Annotated in this window: 15 protein-coding genes and 2 pseudogenes; 9 read left to right on the top strand and 8 right to left on the bottom strand. The window is 44.7% G+C overall.

Features of this window, described 5'->3' with window-relative positions; all coding sequences use genetic code 11:
* Positions 1-135: 135 nt before the first annotated feature.
* Both L1D55_RS00265 and L1D55_RS00260 read left to right on the top strand, forming a co-directional pair.
* Positions 136-1,575, top strand: a complete 1,440-nt coding sequence (locus L1D55_RS00265) for a 6-phospho-beta-glucosidase (protein WP_239915909.1) — start codon at positions 136-138, stop codon at positions 1,573-1,575.
* A 110-nt stretch (positions 1,576-1,685) separates the two neighbouring features.
* Positions 1,686-2,681 carry a LacI family DNA-binding transcriptional regulator gene (locus tag L1D55_RS00260; protein WP_239915907.1) on the top strand — a complete coding sequence of 332 codons (996 nt, stop codon included), beginning with the start codon at positions 1,686-1,688 and terminating at the stop codon, positions 2,679-2,681.
* Between the two features lie 81 nt (positions 2,682-2,762).
* Here the strand turns inward: L1D55_RS00260 and L1D55_RS00255 are convergent, their stop codons facing one another.
* Entirely contained in the window at positions 2,763-3,752 is a 990-nt protein-coding gene (locus L1D55_RS00255) for a zinc-binding dehydrogenase (protein ID WP_239915899.1), read from the bottom strand.
* 248 nt (positions 3,753-4,000) lie between these two features.
* Between L1D55_RS00255 and L1D55_RS00250 the strand changes: the two genes are divergently transcribed.
* Entirely contained in the window at positions 4,001-4,561 is a 561-nt protein-coding gene (locus L1D55_RS00250; RefSeq protein ID WP_239916216.1) for a sugar O-acetyltransferase, read from the top strand.
* Between the two features lie 73 nt (positions 4,562-4,634).
* Here the strand turns inward: L1D55_RS00250 and L1D55_RS00245 are convergent, their stop codons facing one another.
* Positions 4,635-5,822, bottom strand: coding sequence for an MFS transporter (locus L1D55_RS00245; RefSeq protein ID WP_239915897.1), 1,188 nt, complete (start codon positions 5,820-5,822; stop codon positions 4,635-4,637).
* A 164-nt stretch (positions 5,823-5,986) separates the two neighbouring features.
* On the opposite strand from L1D55_RS00245, the gene L1D55_RS00240 reads away from it, so the two are divergent.
* The 4 genes and pseudogenes from L1D55_RS00240 (at position 5,987) to L1D55_RS00225 (ending at position 9,968) form a co-directional block, all read left to right on the top strand.
* A complete protein-coding gene (locus L1D55_RS00240; protein ID WP_239915895.1) occupies positions 5,987-6,868 on the top strand; it encodes a LysR family transcriptional regulator in 882 nt (293 codons plus the stop codon).
* 171 nt (positions 6,869-7,039) lie between these two features.
* Positions 7,040-7,513 carry an alcohol dehydrogenase catalytic domain-containing protein gene (locus L1D55_RS00235; RefSeq protein WP_345772765.1) on the top strand — a complete coding sequence of 158 codons (474 nt, stop codon included), beginning with the start codon at positions 7,040-7,042 and terminating at the stop codon, positions 7,511-7,513.
* Positions 7,461-8,501, top strand: a pseudogene (locus L1D55_RS00230) (S-(hydroxymethyl)glutathione dehydrogenase/class III alcohol dehydrogenase); the annotation flags it as partial. The gene L1D55_RS00235 and the pseudogene L1D55_RS00230, both read left to right, overlap by 53 nt.
* Positions 8,502-8,687: 186 nt before the next feature.
* Complete coding sequence (locus tag L1D55_RS00225) at positions 8,688-9,968, top strand: dicarboxylate/amino acid:cation symporter (protein WP_239915893.1); 1,281 nt, start codon at positions 8,688-8,690, stop codon at positions 9,966-9,968.
* 81 nt (positions 9,969-10,049) lie between these two features.
* Here L1D55_RS00225 and L1D55_RS00220 read toward each other — a convergent pair whose 3' ends face one another.
* From L1D55_RS00220 to L1D55_RS00210, 3 genes and pseudogenes are all read right to left on the bottom strand, one after another.
* Positions 10,050-10,340 (bottom strand): putative quinol monooxygenase, encoded by a 291-nt coding sequence (locus L1D55_RS00220; protein ID WP_128162793.1) that lies wholly within the window; start codon positions 10,338-10,340, stop codon positions 10,050-10,052.
* Positions 10,341-10,542: 202 nt separating this feature from the next.
* Positions 10,543-11,039, bottom strand: a pseudogene (locus L1D55_RS00215) (hypothetical protein).
* A gap of 139 nt (positions 11,040-11,178) precedes the next feature.
* On the bottom strand, positions 11,179-11,745 hold the full coding sequence (locus L1D55_RS00210) for a dihydrofolate reductase family protein (RefSeq protein ID WP_239915891.1): 567 nt from the start codon (positions 11,743-11,745) through the stop codon (positions 11,179-11,181).
* A 60-nt stretch (positions 11,746-11,805) separates the two neighbouring features.
* Between L1D55_RS00210 and L1D55_RS00205 the strand changes: the two genes are divergently transcribed.
* Both L1D55_RS00205 and L1D55_RS00200 read left to right on the top strand, forming a co-directional pair.
* Entirely contained in the window at positions 11,806-12,375 is a 570-nt protein-coding gene (locus L1D55_RS00205; RefSeq protein ID WP_171368901.1) for a TetR/AcrR family transcriptional regulator, read from the top strand.
* Between the two features lie 206 nt (positions 12,376-12,581).
* Positions 12,582-14,111, top strand: a complete 1,530-nt coding sequence (locus L1D55_RS00200) for a phospholipase D family protein (RefSeq protein ID WP_239915890.1) — start codon at positions 12,582-12,584, stop codon at positions 14,109-14,111.
* 104 nt (positions 14,112-14,215) lie between these two features.
* Here the strand turns inward: L1D55_RS00200 and nfsA are convergent, their stop codons facing one another.
* From nfsA to arcC, 3 genes are all read right to left on the bottom strand, one after another.
* Entirely contained in the window at positions 14,216-14,938 is a 723-nt protein-coding gene (gene nfsA / locus L1D55_RS00195) for an oxygen-insensitive NADPH nitroreductase (RefSeq protein ID WP_239915887.1), read from the bottom strand.
* Positions 14,939-15,032: 94 nt separating this feature from the next.
* A complete protein-coding gene (locus L1D55_RS00190; protein WP_239915885.1) occupies positions 15,033-15,653 on the bottom strand; it encodes a TetR/AcrR family transcriptional regulator in 621 nt (206 codons plus the stop codon).
* 120 nt (positions 15,654-15,773) lie between these two features.
* Positions 15,774-16,682: a carbamate kinase gene (arcC, locus tag L1D55_RS00185; protein ID WP_239915884.1), complete on the bottom strand. Its 909-nt coding sequence runs from the start codon at positions 16,680-16,682 to the stop codon at positions 15,774-15,776.
* Between the last annotated feature and the right edge of the window lie 212 nt (positions 16,683-16,894).

The following is a 16,894-nucleotide window of genomic DNA, read 5'->3' as shown; positions in this document are numbered from 1 at the left end:
CAAAAAGATATTGTTGAAACCGGTTTCAGTGTGTATCTTTATTGCATCTTGAAATCGGTTTCAGAGTGGCAGCTTTTAAGTTTGTTACCTTAAACCTATCTATTTTCTAGCGAATAACTTGTAGCGAGTAATGGTATGAACAACGAATTTCCAAACGATTTTTTATGGGGTGGCGCGGTTGCGGCGCATCAGCTAGAAGGCGGCTGGGATGCGAATGGTAAAGGTGTGAGTGTGGTTGATGTATTAACGGCAGGCGCTCATGGTGTACAACGTCGAATCACCGATGGTGTAATCGATGGTGAAAACTACCCTAACCAAGTTGCTGTGGATTTCTACCATCGTTACAAAGAAGACATTAAGTTATTTGCTGAGATGGGCTTTAAGTGTTTCCGCACTAGTATCGCGTGGACGCGTATTTTCCCGAATGGTGATGAAGCTGAGCCATGTGAAGCGGGCTTAAAATTTTACGATGACCTGTTTGATGAGCTTCTGAAATACGATATTCAGCCGGTAGTGACGCTGAGCCACTTTGAAATGCCTTACCATCTAGCAAAAGAATACGGCGGCTGGATGAATCGCAAAGTGATCGACTTCTTTGTTAAGTACTCAACCACGGTGATGGAGCGTTACCAGCACAAAGTGAAATACTGGATGACCTTTAACGAGATCAATAACCAGATGAACACCTCGGCGGACATCTTCGGATGGCTATGTTCTGGCGTGAAGTTCCCACAGTGCGAAAAGCCGCAAGAAGCGATGTACCAAGCGGTTCACCATCAGTTTGTTGCGAGCGCATTGGTGGTGAAGAAAGGTCATGAGATCAACCCAGATCTGCAGATCGGCGCAATGTGTGCGATGGTGCCTTTCTACCCTCGTTCTTCAAAGCCAGAAGACATCATGGTGGCGCAGCAAGCGATGCGCGATCGTTATTTCTTCTCGGATGTAATGGTTCGTGGTCATTACCCAAATTATGCCAAGCGTGACTGGGCAATCAAAGGCTTCAATATTGAAATGCAGCCAGAAGATGAGCAGATCCTAAAAGAAGGTAAAGCGGATTACCTTGGCTTTAGCTACTACATGTCGAATACCTTGGATTCTTCTTCTCACCAATCTACAGAAGAGGCGATGGACGGCGGTCATGAGAACTCGGTTGATAACCCGTTCATCCAGTCTAGCGATTGGGGCTGGCCAATTGATCCAACGGGTTTACGTTTCTGTTTAGCGTCTCTGTATGAACGTTATGAAGTGCCATTGTTCATCGTTGAGAACGGTTTTGGCGCTGTTGATACCATTGAAGAAGATGGCTGCATTAATGATGACTACCGCATTGCTTACCTTGGTGACCACATCAAAGAGATGAAAAAAGCCGTTGCGATTGATGGTGTTGATTTGATGGGTTATACCCCTTGGGGCTGTATCGATTTAGTGTCGTTCACCACCGGTGAGATGAAAAAACGCTACGGATTCATTTACGTAGATAAGCACAACGATCAATCTGGCTCACTAGAACGCAAGCGCAAGAAGTCGTTCGAGTGGTATAAAGGCGTGATTGCATCTAACGGTGCCACTATTTAGAATGCCTCTTGTTGCGTCGTCCTATGTAATATAAAGATACGCGCAATATGAATTAGCATTAAATTAGTCGGCTTATGTCGACTAATTTTTTATATGAGGAAAAGAAGCGAATGGTCACAATGCTTGATGTCGCGAACCGTGCGGGTGTATCTAAGTCGACAGTTTCTCGTGTCTTAAATGGTAAGAATATCGTGCGCCCAGATGTGGTGAAAAAGGTATTTGATGCGATTCAAGAAACGGGCTACCGACCAAACCTATTAGCTCAACAATTGGCGACCAAGAAGACCAACTTCATCGGCTTTGTGATCACTAATGAGCTGTTCAATGGCCCTTACTTCTCATCTTTGATGTATCACGCCGCTTCTTACAGCGAAAAATCCAATCATCAGTTGGTGATTACCGATGGTAAACACAGCGCTGAAGACGAGCGAAAAGCCATTAACTTTCTACTCGATATGAAGTGCGCCGGGATCATCATTTACCCGCAATGCTTGAGTGAATCTGAAATTGCGCAGATCATCGAGAGTACTGACACTCCCATTCTTGTGCTCAACCGAGAAATGCCTTCGAAGCCTGAGCATGCTATCACTACCGATCATTATCAAAGTGCTTGTTTGATGGTTGAACACATCATAGAGCAGGGACATACAGAGATTGCGGTTATCCGTGGTAAAGCTGGCTCGTCGACTGATGAACAGCGTTATCAAGCGTATCAAGATGTGCTCACTAAGCATGGTATTGAGCTAAACCAATCTAACGTTGCTCAAGGCAACTGGACCATGGAGAGTGGCTACCGTGCCGCGCAAGCTTTAGTGGCAAGCAAAGCAAGTTTCACTGCAATTCTGTCCGAAAACGATGACATGGCGATTGGTGCGATTAAGGCGTTAACTGAGCTGGGGTATTCATTACCTCAAGATCTCTCTATCGTCGGCTTTGATAACAGTAAAGTAGGCGAGTTCCTCACACCAAGCTTAACCTCTGTGAGCGTTCCATTAGAGCAAATGACCCAAAAGGCGATTCTACAAATCGTTGGAGATTCGGAACACGCAGATGCCATCGACACTACGGGTAGTCTTGTCATTCGAGATTCAGTACTCAGTCGCTAAGATACTCGACTTAAAGGAATGCCTAGAAGGTTCTGGAGTGAATCACTTCTAGGCGGGGGATGTTCGGTAGAGTTGTTGAGACTAGTCAGCTAGCTTGGCGATGATTTTGCCAACCGTGCGCTGGTTTCTCATATCTAGTAGTGCGTGACCAATCTCGTTGAGAGTAATCACCTTGAGGTTCGGAACGACTACGTCACCTGATTCAACCAAAGCATTAACGGCGTTGCCTGCATCAACCAAGGTCTTCATGCCCTTAGGCCCATTCACGTGGCCTGAGCCTAGACTAAGCTGGTGAAAGCTCAGTCCTTTCAGAAAAGCATTGTCGTAGCGTTCTGGCGTTACCACTTGCACTAACTCAACCATTTCGCCTTCATAAGCCAATACATCAGCGGCAAGTTTGTCGTTATCTCCGCCGACACAATCCAGCGCAATATCCACACCTTGGTCTTGAGTAATCTTCATCACTTCTGCAACGACATCTGAGCTGCGGTAATCGATGGTGTGAGTCGCACCAAGCTGGCGAACCGCCGCATGATTGGCTTGTGAGCAAGTGGTAATAATGGTTTTTACCCCAAGTGCTTTGGCAATTTGAATCGCAAAGCTGCCTACACCACCTGAACCACCAGTGATGAGTAAACTCTCTTTGTTGCTGGCATGAAGTTTATCCACCAAAGCGCGGTAGGCTGTCCACGCAGCACAAGGTAAAGCCGCTGCCTGTTCTGGATAGGTATCTGGGTGTGGAACCAAAGTGCGAGAGTCTTGAACGGCGAGTTCTGCAAAACCACCATGATGGCGTCGCATATCGCCGTGATAAAGCACCTTGTCGCCAACTTGCCAATTATCTACCTTGCTGCCGACTGCGATGATTTCACCTGAAACGTCTAAGCCACCAACAAATTGATCGTCCATGTTTGGCACCATTTCATGCCAAAGGTTGATTTTCGCATCTACGGGATTAAGCGCGACAGCCACAACCTTAACCAAGACATCAAATTCACTTTCTAAATTGGGTGTTGGAAGTTCTGATACTGAGAATGTATCACTCAATTTTTGGTAGGTAATTGCTTTCATTATCGCCTCTATTCCATGATCTATTATCACTAGAATAGCGCGCATTTCATAAATTGATAATTATCGATTGTTTAGCTTGTCATTACATTTTGTTATTTACCTATAGCGTCGATTCAGCCTATTTATCGGTTGTCCGTTATCTATTTTTCACGCAAGAATTGAATAGTAAAACTGTGCGCAGCGTTGATTATTGTGTCAGTACAAGCCTCTATAATCGGCGAAAAGTTTTTGGTGAGTAGATAAAGATGATGAAAACAGAAAAACAGAAAATGTTGGCCGGAGAGCCTTATTTAGCGTGGGATGAAGAGCTGTACGCGGAGCGAATCGAGTGTCGTAAGGTTCTGCAAAAGCTTAACAACAGTATTCCAGATACCGATGAATGGCGCACGGCGATTGATAAGCTGATCCCTGATTCTGAAGGCGCTTATTTAGAGCCACCATTTCGCTGCGACTACGGCTCAAACATTAAGTTGGGTAAGAACTTCTACGCCAACTTTAACTGTGTCGTGTTAGATGTGGCTGAAGTAACGATTGGCGACAATGTGCTGTTTGCTCCGAATGTACAAGTCCTTACAGCAGGCCACCCATTGGATGTGAAGAGCCGTGTTGATGAAGGCGTTGAGTTCGGTACGCCAATCACGATTGGTGACAATGCTTGGATTGGCGCTGGTGTGATCATTTGTCCGGGAGTGAACATTGGTAAGAACAGTGTGATCGGTGCGGGTAGTGTGGTGACCAAAGATGTTCCAGACAATGTGGTCGCAGTCGGTAATCCATGCCGAGTTTTGAAGCCAATTGATAATGAATAGTAGAACAACCAAATAGACAAAGCCCGAACCTAGATTCGGGCTTTGTTTTTCTATTCTAGCTAGATGCTAGATGCTAGATGCTAGATGTAGCGACTTGCTGAGTCTGTTTCTTGTCTAATAGACCACTGAATCGAGTCAGTGCTAGTGCGACTAAGACAATCACTGCACCAATCCAAGGTGTGTTCATTAAGCCAGACTCTGCGACAATGATACCGCCGCCCCAAGAGCCAAGTGCGATGCCTACGTTGAAGGCTGCGATGTTCAAGCCTGATGCTACGTCTACTGCATCTGGCGTGTATTTTTCTGCGAGCTTAACTACATAGACTTGTAAGCCTGGAACATTACCGAAGGCAAAAGCACCCCAAATCAAAATAGTAGCAACTGATGCGTACGGGTTAACCGCCGTGAAGTTAAATGCAACCAGTACCGCAGCTAGACCAGAAAAGATAACTGTTAGTGCTTTGATTGGCCCCATTTTGTCGGCCATCTTACCGCCCCAGATGTTGCCTACCGCGACTGAAACACCGTAGACCAACATGATTAGGCTGATGGCACTTGAGTCGAAACCAGACACATTTTCTAGGATTGGAGCAAGGAACGTAAACGCGGTAAATGTGCCGCCGTATCCCAGTGCTGTAATTGCATAAACCAGTAGCAATCTTGGTTGAGTCAGAACTTTCAATTGAGCAGAAAGCTTCGTTGCTGGTGGCTGTTTTAGGTTGTTAGGCACCAATAACGTACTGCCGATCAGAGCAATTAACCCCAGTAGAGCCACGATCAAGAAGGTCGCTTGCCAGCCAAATGTTTGACCAATATAAGTGCCCAGTGGTACGCCAGTCACGAGTGCTACCGTTAGACCGGTAAACATAATCGCGATCGCACTTGCCGCTTTCTCTTTGGCCACCAATCCAGTCGCGATGGTTGAGCCGATCGAGAAGAATACACCGTGTGCTAGGCCGGTGAGAATACGCGCGGCAATCAAGGTGTTGTAGCCAGGAGCCTGCCATGCCAGTAAGTTCCCGACAACAAACAGAGACATTACGGTTAGCAGCACTACTTTGCGATTCCATTTTCCCATTAACGCAGTGAGTACTGGCGCGCCAATCGCAACGCCAAGTGCGTACAAACTCACTAATAATCCCGCAGATGGTAGTGATACATTTAAGTCGGCCGCCATCGTTGGTATTAAGCCAACAATAACAAACTCTGTGGTTCCTATGGCAAAGGCGCTGAGCGTCAGTGCAAGTAAAGCTAGAGGCATAGTTATTTCTCTCAAAGGTGGTTCTTAAAAGTGGAGCCGATTTGCTGGCTCGTTTTGTTGGCGAGGATTATGAGAGAAATATCCTTTGCCAAAAACAGTGTGATTAACAAATTACTTTTGTTATAAATGCAATAGTTGTTCTGTTCATGGTTTAGGAGATTCCCGTGTTAACGCGATCGGATGATTTAGAAATTATGCTTACTGTTGTTGATAGCGGTGGATTTTCTGCAGCGGCGCAGACGCTCGATATCCAAGTGGCTCGCGTCTCTCGAAGCGTCAGTCGAATAGAGAGTCAGCTGGGCGTTTCTCTCTTTAATAGAACCACTCGCCGAGTTGAACTGACGGAAGAGGGGCGACAGTTTGTTGATTCCGTTAGGTTAGGTTTGCAAATGATCCAAAGCGCTGAAGAGGAGATTGTGTCGCGCGGTGAACTACCAAAAGGACGTTTGCGAGTCGATGCCGCTAGCCCATTTGTGTTCCACCAGTTAGTGCCGATAGTCGGTGAGTTTAATGAGGCTTATCCTGATATTGAGCTTGAACTGACCTCAAATGAAGGGTTTGTCGATTTAATCGAGAAACGAACCGATGTCGCTATACGAATAGGAAAATTAACGGACTCCACGCTCCACGCTCGCCCATTAGGTAAGAGTCTCCTCTATATGGTGGCATCTCCTGCTTATCTGGCCAAACGCGGCATACCACAAAATGCAGATGAGCTATCAACGCATCAGACGGTGGGCTTTACTGGTGCGAAGGTGTTGAATCACTGGCCACTGCCAAACCAAAACTTCGTAGAGCCAACCATGACAGCAAGCAACGGTGAGACTGTGCGCCAATTGGTATTAGCAGGTAATGGTGTCGCTTGTTTATCTGGCTTTATGGTGCAGCAAGATATTGCTGAAGGGCGACTGATTCCGGTATTGGAGCATTTGAAGCTGAATGACACAGATCGAGAGCGAGTCAATGCGGTATTCTATAGATCATCATCGGTATCTAAGCGTATCTCCGCGTTTATCGATTTTATTCAGCCTAGACTAAACCTTTGATTTACCGTTAGACGAAGTTAATCTTACTATTGATTATTACCATTGTGTAATAATCATTCTCAAAAATATTGGATTATCAAATCGGATGGTCACACCTATACTAGCCTCAACAAAACGAGAGAGCGATAACAAACAGGCTCAACGTTGACTGACTAATATAGGAAATATCACATGACTATCGAAATCAAACCTGGTCAAACTCATATCCAATCTAAAGCAATGGTCGCTTGGAAAGCAGGTGAGCCGCTAAAGCGTGAAACGGTTGACGTTGAACTGCCAAAGGCTGGCGAAGTACTTGTTCGTATCGTTGCTACTGGTGTTTGTCACACTGACGCATTCACTCTTTCAGGTGACGATCCAGAAGGTATCTTCCCTTCTATCCTTGGTCACGAAGGTGGCGGTATCGTTGAAATGGTTGGCGAAGGCGTAACAAGCGTTGAAGTTGGCGACCACGTTATCCCACTTTACACAGCTGAGTGTGGCGAATGTAAATTCTGTAAGTCTGGCAAAACTAACCTTTGCCAAGCAGTTCGCGAAACTCAAGGTAAAGGCCTAATGCCAGACGGCACAAGCCGTTTCTCTATCAACGGNAAAGGCTGGCGAAGTACTTGTTCGTATCGTTGCTACTGGTGTTTGTCACACTGACGCATTCACTCTTTCAGGTGACGATCCAGAAGGTATCTTCCCTTCTATCCTTGGTCACGAAGGTGGCGGTATCGTTGAAATGGTTGGCGAAGGCGTAACAAGCGTTGAAGTTGGCGACCACGTTATCCCACTTTACACAGCTGAGTGTGGCGAATGTAAATTCTGTAAGTCTGGCAAAACTAACCTTTGCCAAGCAGTTCGCGAAACTCAAGGTAAAGGTCTAATGCCAGACGGCACAAGCCGTTTCTCTATCAACGGTGAGCCAATCTTCCACTACATGGGTTGTTCTACTTTCTCTGAGTACACTGTACTTCCAGAAATCTCACTAGCGAAAGTAAACAAAGAAGCACCTCTTGAGGAAGTTTGTCTTCTAGGCTGTGGCGTAACCACTGGTATGGGTGCGGTACTGAACACAGCTAAAGTTGAAAAAGGCGACACAGTTGCTGTATTCGGTCTAGGCGGTATCGGTCTTTCTGCAATCATCGGTGCTCGTATGGCTGGTGCAAGCAAAATCATTGGTGTTGATATCAATGAGAGCAAATTCGAGCTAGCAAAACAACTTGGCGCGACTGACTGCATCAACCCAATGAACTACGACAAGCCAATCCAAGACGTTATCGTTGAGATGACAGACGGTGGTGTTGATTACTCATTCGAATGTATCGGTAACGTAAACGTGATGCGTCAAGCTCTTGAATGTTGTCACAAAGGTTGGGGTGAATCAGTTGTGATTGGTGTTGCAGGTGCAGGTCAAGAGATCTCAACTCGTCCGTTCCAACTAGTAACAGGTCGTGTATGGCGTGGTTCTGCTTTCGGTGGTGTAAAAGGCCGCTCTGAGCTTCCAGAAATCGTAAACCGTTACATGGCGGGTGAGTTCGGACTACAAGAGTTCATCACTCACACTATGGGCCTTGAAGACGTAAATGAAGCATTCGAACTAATGCACAAAGGCGAGTCTATCCGTACTGTTCTACACATGGATAAATAGCCTTAAATCTTAAACCTCATTTGGTTTTCTTAAAGTCCGTTAGATCAAATCTAACGGACTTTATTTTTTCTTAGGCATGCTTTACCAAAGAATATTTTTATTAAAGGTTGCTCCCTTTAATAAAGGTATCTGAATTGTCCTACAAGGTTACTGGAATTGTCCTACAAGGTTACTGGAATTGTCCTTATGTTGACTAAACTTCGCCACTCTTTACCTCTACAGTTAATGTTAGCTGCTTTGCTTGCATGGCTTTTTGCACAACTTATTTCTTCAACCTCTGGTATTACCCAAACGGGGTGGTATCAGTTCTTAATGCTCGGCAAAACTACTTATATCGGCTTGCTAAAAATGGTCGTTGGGTTAGTGGTTTTATTCTCGTTGTTGCAAGGTATAACAAGCATTGGTTCGATCACTCGATTGAAGCAAATTGGCCGCAATACCGTACTTTTCTATAGCTTCACGACGCTGATAGCCATCTCTTTGGGCTTGGGTGCTTCATTGCTGTTACCTGCTTGGGAGCCTTTATCTAGCGTTGCTACGATTGGAGACGATGTTCAGCTTATAAGCGAAGATGCGGCAGGTGGAGCTGCGATTGCCAGCAAGTTGTTTAGCATGGCGCTCGTGAACCCGGTAGCGGCGTTAACCAATGGTAACTTGCTCGCGATTGTCGTGTTCTCATTTATGTTGGGTATTGCTCTACTTTCTTCATTGCCAGAAAAACACCCGATTTTCGAGGTGCTTAATGGCTTGAACAAAAGCATCAATACCATTGTTGGTTGGATAATTCGTTTAGCTCCGTTGGCGGTTTTCGCCATTGTCCTCGATTTTACCGTTCGTGGTGGTGAGTCACTGTTTGAGCAATTGGCACTGTTTGCTTTGCTCGTGTTTGTGCTGACTTTGATTCACGGAGCGATTGTCTTGCCGACTATTGCGAAGGTGATGACTGGGATTCGTCTTAGCACACTATTCAAAGGTATCTCGGCACCGATGGCGATGGCGTTCGCAACGTCATCAAGCTCTGCTACTTTGCCACTGGCGATGCAGAGCGCAGAAGAAAAGCTCAGCGTATCGCAAAGTACAAGTAGCATGGTGTTACCACTTGGCGCAGTGATGAACATGGATGGGACGGCACTTTTTGAAGGTGTTGCGGCAATCTTCTTGGCTCAACTGTTTGGTGTGGACCTCACGACTTCTGGCTTGGTGATGATCTTCATTATGGCGATGGTCTCTTCTGTCGGGGCTCCGGGTATGCCATCTGGATCTATGTCTGGCATGCAGCTGGTGTTATTGGCCGCTGGTATACCACTGGAAGCAATCGCGATTCTGCTGATTATTGAACGCCCGTTAGATACATTCCGTACGGCTGTGAACGTAGAAGGTGACATGATCGCTGCACTGGTCGTGGATAAATGGCAGAAACAACAAAAGGCAGTGCTTGAACCTGCACTGAGCGAGTCAGTAGCTTAGAGAATATCAAGTTCAATGAAAAAGCCCGTTCAGGTGTTCTGAACGGGCTTTTTATTGTTTGTTAATGTGTGCAGTCAGTGACTAACCGATTTTCGTCATCTCATTGAGAGTGAATGACGCTACACAACCTTCGGTTGCAGCCATGTATTCAGCGAGATGAGTATTTCCCATGTGCGCTTGCCAAAGTTCGCGAGACGTCCAGTTTTCGTAGAAAGTGAAATGCGCTGGGTTTTCGTTGTCTTGGTGTAGGTCGTAGTTGATGCAACCTTCTTCAGCGCGAGTGATAGCAATCAGCTTTAGCAGCTCTGCTTTAACCAGTTCAACTTTGTCTTCGTTAGCGACAATGTTTGCAATGATAGTCAGTTGAGTCATGTTCTTTACCTATATTATTTGATTCACCGAAGTGGTGCTGTTCACTGAGTTGTTCTCTATTGGATGAGCAATCATCAGTGCCGATGAACAAAGAATAGTAGGAAGGTTCATGATGATAAACCGCGCTTGGTTAGAATTATTATCAAAAACTAATTGATAATAATGGAGCTATTAGGTGTTATTTAACAAAGGTAATCGAAATTCAAAACCCGCCCGCCCAGGCATCGAAGTCATCAATATTGTCGAGTTCTTGCTGGCTTCTTGGGGCTGGGTAATAAGGCAGGGCTAATCTCACAACTGAAGGTAATAGCTCCCATTCTGGCGTCATCTTAAGGCGCTTCAATTCATCATTGAGACGAACAACATATAGTAGCCGTCGCTGTGGGTATTGGCGTAGCTTGCGATTGTGGCGATATCACCAGAAGGTAGTTTTACATCTCGGCCAAGTGGGTAGAGCTGGTGAAGCGCAAAGCTCACTTTTGGATCTTGTAATTTACCTTGTTTAAAGCGCTGTAGGCCAATAGCGGTTGAGGTCGTGCGAGGCTTCCAGCCTGTGAGGAACAAGCCACTCAAGCTATCTTGAAACGGTTTACCTTTTCGATTTCCTTCATTGCTAATGAATTGAACTGTCAGTTTGTCTCCTGATTCTTCCAGAATTTCTAAAAACTGTTCACCAGTGCGATCGACTAAAAGCTTCATAAGACATCAATACCATTGAGAATGAGATACGATAAATGGTACTACTTTAGGGGGGTTTTTAGTAGGGGCTATAAAGGTTATGCAGCGTGAACACTGTTTTCAGTGTTGATCGTTACATTCCCTTTATATGGACATTAGTTTAACGCTTACGTAAATAGTGAGTAGTTACGATCTCATCGAGGTAAGTCGCGACACTTTTTAGCGTAAAGTCGAGAGGAGAGACTAGGTCACCAAATAGCGGAGCACCACCACCAAGAACGACAGGGATTGTCGAGATAATCAGTTCATCAACCAGGTCTTCTTTCAGGAAGTTTTGAATGGTCACACCGCCATCAATATATAGATTGTTTAGGCCTTTGCTGTTGAGGTCTTCGATGATCTGAGTGAGTTCGCCCTTTATCAAGAACACTTTACCTTCAAGCTCTTTAGGCACTTCAGTCAACGTGTTACTCAAAACATAAACCGATTTTGTGTAAGGCCAATCAATACCGAAGCTCAACACCATATCCATGGTGTTTCGGCCCATTACCAAAGCATCGATACGACCGATATGGGCGTTGTACCCCATGTCATCACCCTCTGGATTTGGGATGGCTTGTAACCAATCTAGACCACCGTTTTTGTCTGCAATGTAACCATCAAGACTCGTACCGATAAAGACAATATTTGACATTGTTAACTCCGAAATTGAACAGGAACTTGGCATTTATGCTGTATTAAATTAAAATATTCTACAGTGTAGAAATTAAGTTTAAGAGGTGGTGTTATGACTGTCAAGGATCAAAAGCGAGGTCGACCAAAGAGTGGATCAAGTCAACTGAGTGCAGAAAAGATCTTAGATACGGCAAAGAGCATGATGCGTGAAGGCGGTAAAGTTCCGAGTATCAGAGGATTAGCCACAGAGCTCGGTGTCGATGCGATGGCGATATACCATTACTTCAAAAACAAAAATGATCTATTGGAGTCGATCACTGTCTCATTGGTAGGTGAAGTGGCACAGCCTGAGCAAAACCAAGTGTGGCAAGAGAACTTGTATCAGCTTAGCGTGAGCTATCTTTCAGTGTTGAATGACTATCGCGGGCTACTAGAAACTTTGCTGACGATGAAATCGCTTGGGCCCGTTGAAGTCTTTAGTGAGCGCTTTGAGGCGGTAGTGAATCCGTTGAATCTTACATCAGAGCAATCCGAAGATGCTCTTCATTTGCTAGTAGACTACTTGCATGGCTATGCGCTTGCATTGAACTGTAACCCGGATAGAACTGAGATCACTGTTGAGATGGTGAGAAAGCCCTTAGGCCTTTATTGTTTGGGTATCGAACAATTGAAGGCATCGTGACCTTGTAGTCAGTATTGATGCCTGAATAGGTTAATTCGGTACAGTGTTCCTCATGATGAAGTCGCTAAGTTTTACTTATACTGGATAATTACCTATAAATTTCTGGATTTAGCAGTAATAATCAATGAATAACCTCGAACAATTTGGTCGTTGAAAAGTTGTCGAGGCCAATTCAAAGACCTCACCGTGAAAAGGAAGTCAAACACATGCCTGTGCTCCAACGCATCAGCTTAACCTTATTACTCGTCGCTGTACTCGGCGGCTGTTCTTCATTACCAGAAGGCATCGATCACCCAGCAGAACCGTACACCTCTTATGGACCAAGCGCTTTATCGGTTTTGGCGGATGAATATCAACCTGCATCAGAACAGGCGACGACGGCCGTTCGTTTACAAGAATCCGGTTGGGACGCTTTGGCTCAGCGCTTGGCATTGGTTGAAAGTGCAGAGCACACCATCGATATTCAATACTACATCTGGAACTCGGACGAATCGGGCAAGTATCTCGCTAGCCGTTTGTTAGCCGCCGCTGATCGTGGTGTTAAGGTTCGAGTGATGCTGGATGACATCAACCTCAATGAGCGTGAAGGGCTGTTATCAGCACTCGACGCTCACCCGAATGTTGAGATCCGAATTTTTAACCCAACACCAACGCGCCGTGGTTTCAGTAAATGGTTGAGCTTCCTTGGCGATTTCTCTCGTTTAAACCGTCGTATGCACAATAAATCCTTCACTGTAGATGGCACTTTGTCTGTGGTGGGTGGACGTAATATTGGTGATGAATACTTCGATCTTTCTGACGAGATTAACTTCCGCGATCGTGATGTATTGGTGATGGGGACCGTCGTTACCACTATCCAAACCAGCTTTATTGAATACTGGGACAGCCGTTGGTCTTACCCTGTCGCTATGTTGGGTGACGAAGAGCAACCGGATCTTTCAAAGATTGACGACATAACCATTCCGCAATACAAAAACTACCCTGAGTTACCATTAAATCGTGAATCGGCAGATAGCCTGCTTAAAAAGGCTCTTGATGAGATGACTTGGGTGAATGCTCGCTTTGCTTACGATCGCCCTGTGCCTGTCGATTCAGACAATACTGATGAACCAAAAGCAACAGCGGTTCTGTTAGGGCAGTTAGCCCGTGAATCTAAACAAGAGATCTTGCTTGAGTCGGCTTACTTGGTATTCGATGATGGCCAATTAGAAGAGTGGCAAACGTTGAATAACGAAGGCGTTGAGATAAAGGCACTGACCAACTCAATGGCGTCAAATGACTTGGTTACTAACCACTCTGCTTACGCGGGCAGACGCTACGATATGTTAGAGCATGGAATCGACCTGTTCGAGCTAAAACCAGATTCCAAGTTGTGTGAAGCATCTACCCAAGACGTGTCTAAATGTGCGCCAGAGACGGCTTATGGTCTGCATGCTAAATCAGTGGTATTTGACCGCAGTATTGCGAGTATTGGCTCATTCAACTTCAACCTGCGTTCGACTTACCTAAATACGGAGTCGGTGTTAATCATCGAAAATAAAGCCATTGCTGAAACGCTAGCTGAAACCATCGAAAAGGCGATGAGCGAAGACAACAGTTGGCGTTTGGAGCTAGAAGATAGTGATGTGTATTGGTATTCCGGTGAGCAAAGTTGGGACAGCGAACCAGAAACCGGTAAGTGGGAACGCATGCAATCAGGCTTCCTACAGCTTCTCCCGATAGAGAAATACCTCTAAGAGAGTCGACCTCAGAATAATGAAAAATGTCAGCGCATATACGCTGACATTTTTGTTTGTGGTGATTGAAACTGAGCTTGTGTATCAGAGCGAGGTTTTGAACGCTATCTCTTAGTCAGTTGCTTACTGTTCAAGTACGGCAAAATATGTGGGCGAGATTCACCAGAGAGTTTTTGTGTGATCTGCTGTGACCAACTGCTTTGCTTTTGGTTACTTGAGCGGTTGGCGTAGTAGCTCTGCATTGAATCGTCATAACTAGCGATTTCATCTAGGCTCAATGGTTGGTATTGGTTTTCGTGCATCACCACATGAGCTGGAAGTCGGGGTTTAATCTCTGGTTGTTGTGCAGGATGACCTAAACACATACCAAATAGCACGGCGGTGTGCTGTGGAAGTTCTAATAGCTCATCAACCTGTTGAGCGCTGTTACGTAAGCCACCAATGTATACGCCACCTAATCCCAATGACTCTGCTGCTAACATGCAGTTCTGCGCCATAATGCCAGAATCGACGGCGCCAATCAGGGTAAGCTCGGTAAAGTCGGTTTTTACCTCAGGGTTAATCTGAGCGTGGCGTTGATAGTCGATACAGAACACCAAAAACTCAGCGGCACTTTCCACATAAGGCTGGTTGCCTGCGTATTCCGCTAGCAGCTTACGCTTCTCTTTGTCTGTTACTCTAACGATGGAAACAGCCTGTAATAAGCTTGATGATGACGCGGCGAGACCTGCCTGGACAATTAAATCTAGGTGCTCTTTTTCTATTGGTTGGTCGGTATATTGACGAATGGAGCGATGCCCCAAGATGGTCTCAATCGTACTATTCATAGCGCTCTGACTGTCCTTGTTTTTATGATGTATTACAAATCACCATAACGACATTTTTTAGTGGGGTAAACCTCAAAGCAGCCATAGTTGAAGATTAGTGGGTTTGGCTTTTCATCGTTTTAGGGCAAATATGAGGAATGTATAACTGTAGGTAGGATTCTGTCAGTCTAATCGCTTCATTAGCAAGCTCTGGGGTGATATGACCGTGTTGGCGATATGATAAAGAGTAAATTTTATCAGCGACTTGCAGTGAAATAGCGAAGACATTTATAGATTGTGGTAACTGTGGGACATCAAAAAATTGTCGATAAATGGTTTCCACTTCTTTGCCTAAGATTAAATCATTTTCGGTATCGGCATGTCCTAACTCTGTAAATGTATGGCGACCTAAAATCAGCTTTTTAGCAATGGGATGGTTGTTATAGTAATTCACATACGCTGTTTCTATCATACGGTTGATATCAGTCCAGTGATTTACATTTTCAGGAGCAATACATTTACTTAGGAGAGAATCAAAATCAATAAATACATCATCTAAAAGGTTGTGGAACAGATTCTCGATATTTGGATAGTGATGGTAAACCGTGGACGTAGCCATTCCACACTCTTTGGCTACATCGTACATTGAAATATCTGTCGCTTCACGGCGTTCCATTAGTTGTACAACAGCATCATGAATTCTAATTAATTTCTCTTCAGTTTTTACCTTGCGCATCTAATGGTCCTTATTTTTTAAACTAAAAAATTTAAAGGGTTTTCAATCAAAGTTCCAACTGCAATATCTAAAACTTAGACTTCATAACCCTTTATTTATATAAAACATGATAGTCAGATATTATGCTTTAATATGTGTCCCTGTCTTACCCTCTATGATCTCTAATGCACTTGATAGATCGCCAATATGTCCGTGTTGTTTTGTTTTCTCAACAAATTGACAACATGCATCCACTTTCGGGCCCATAGAACCTGCTGGGAATGTGTACTTTTTCATTTGCTCAACTGATACATTTTCAAGCTTCTCTTCTTTTGGTGTTCCCCAATCTAAACAAACATGGGAGCCGTCGGTGAGAATCAGCAAATGTTCTGCGCCAATTTCTTCTGCAATGAGGGCAGCTGTCATGTCTTTATCGATTACAGCTTCGAAACCTACATAAGCGCCATCTTTTTCTACGACTGGAGCACCGCCGCCGCCGCCACAGATAATTAAGTGATCTTTCTCTAGCAAGTCTTTGATGGCTTTTATCTCTAGCACTTCTTTTGGTGAAGGGGATGGAACCACACGGCGCCAGTGTGAACCGTCAGGCTTCACAATCCAATGGTTAGCTTCTGCGAGTTGTTTGGCTTGTTCTTCTGTATAGACAGGGCCAATAAACTTGGTTGGGTCAGCAATAGCAGGATCGTTCTCATCAATAACGATTCGAGTAAGAATGGTGGTTGTAAAGCGGTCTTTAATCGCAGCGTTCAATCCTTGCTGAATCAGGTAGCCAATCATTCCTTGAGTCTCAGCACCAAGCACATCAAATGGATAAGGTGGGCAATCTTTGTAAGCATCATTTTGCAAAGAGAGTAAGCCTACTTGAGGGCCATTTCCGTGCACAACAACCAAACGGTAGTCTCTACTGAGCTCTGCTAAAGAACCGGCGGTTTGCGCAATACTCTTTTTTTGGTTTTCGCAACTCATTACCTCACCACGTTGTAGTAAAGCATTCCCACCGACAGCAACAACAATAATAGGCTTCGACATGTTTAATTCTCCAAATGATATTTCGCTCATAGCAAATAAGTTGATTTGGATAGTATTTAAATATTGTCGGAACAGTGGAGATAAAAATCACAATTCGACTTGTGCTCAATATTTGATGTTTTAAGTATTCTATATGTCACAGAAAGCCTTAATTATCTCTAGTTTAACTAGATATGTGATCTTGATTTTGAAATAGAAAATGTATTTATTAA

It is taken from the genome of Vibrio sp. Isolate22 (genome assembly GCF_022398115.1).
Taxonomy (GTDB): domain Bacteria; phylum Pseudomonadota; class Gammaproteobacteria; order Enterobacterales; family Vibrionaceae; genus Vibrio.
The sequence above is the reverse complement of the archived record's forward strand: the minus strand, read 5'-3'. Positions and strand labels throughout refer to the sequence as shown.

Excerpts from the sequence above, each read along its gene's own strand:
- L1D55_RS00265 (WP_239915909.1), top strand. The coding sequence starts at position 136 with ATGAACAACGAATTTCCAAACGATTTTTTATGGGGTGGCGCGGTTGCG.
- L1D55_RS00260 (WP_239915907.1), top strand. The coding sequence starts at position 1,686 with ATGGTCACAATGCTTGATGTCGCGAACCGTGCGGGTGTATCTAAGTCG.
- L1D55_RS00255 (WP_239915899.1), bottom strand. The coding sequence starts at position 3,752 with ATGAAAGCAATTACCTACCAAAAATTGAGTGATACATTCTCAGTATCA.
- L1D55_RS00250 (WP_239916216.1), top strand. The coding sequence starts at position 4,001 with ATGAAAACAGAAAAACAGAAAATGTTGGCCGGAGAGCCTTATTTAGCG.
- L1D55_RS00245 (WP_239915897.1), bottom strand. The coding sequence starts at position 5,822 with ATGCCTCTAGCTTTACTTGCACTGACGCTCAGCGCCTTTGCCATAGGA.
- L1D55_RS00225 (WP_239915893.1), top strand. The coding sequence starts at position 8,688 with ATGTTGACTAAACTTCGCCACTCTTTACCTCTACAGTTAATGTTAGCT.
- L1D55_RS00220 (WP_128162793.1), bottom strand. The coding sequence starts at position 10,340 with ATGACTCAACTGACTATCATTGCAAACATTGTCGCTAACGAAGACAAA.
- L1D55_RS00210 (WP_239915891.1), bottom strand. The coding sequence starts at position 11,745 with ATGCCAAGTTCCTGTTCAATTTCGGAGTTAACAATGTCAAATATTGTC.
- L1D55_RS00205 (WP_171368901.1), top strand. The coding sequence starts at position 11,806 with ATGACTGTCAAGGATCAAAAGCGAGGTCGACCAAAGAGTGGATCAAGT.
- L1D55_RS00200 (WP_239915890.1), top strand. The coding sequence starts at position 12,582 with ATGCCTGTGCTCCAACGCATCAGCTTAACCTTATTACTCGTCGCTGTA.
- nfsA (WP_239915887.1), bottom strand. The coding sequence starts at position 14,938 with ATGAATAGTACGATTGAGACCATCTTGGGGCATCGCTCCATTCGTCAA.
- L1D55_RS00190 (WP_239915885.1), bottom strand. The coding sequence starts at position 15,653 with ATGCGCAAGGTAAAAACTGAAGAGAAATTAATTAGAATTCATGATGCT.
- arcC (WP_239915884.1), bottom strand. The coding sequence starts at position 16,682 with ATGTCGAAGCCTATTATTGTTGTTGCTGTCGGTGGGAATGCTTTACTA.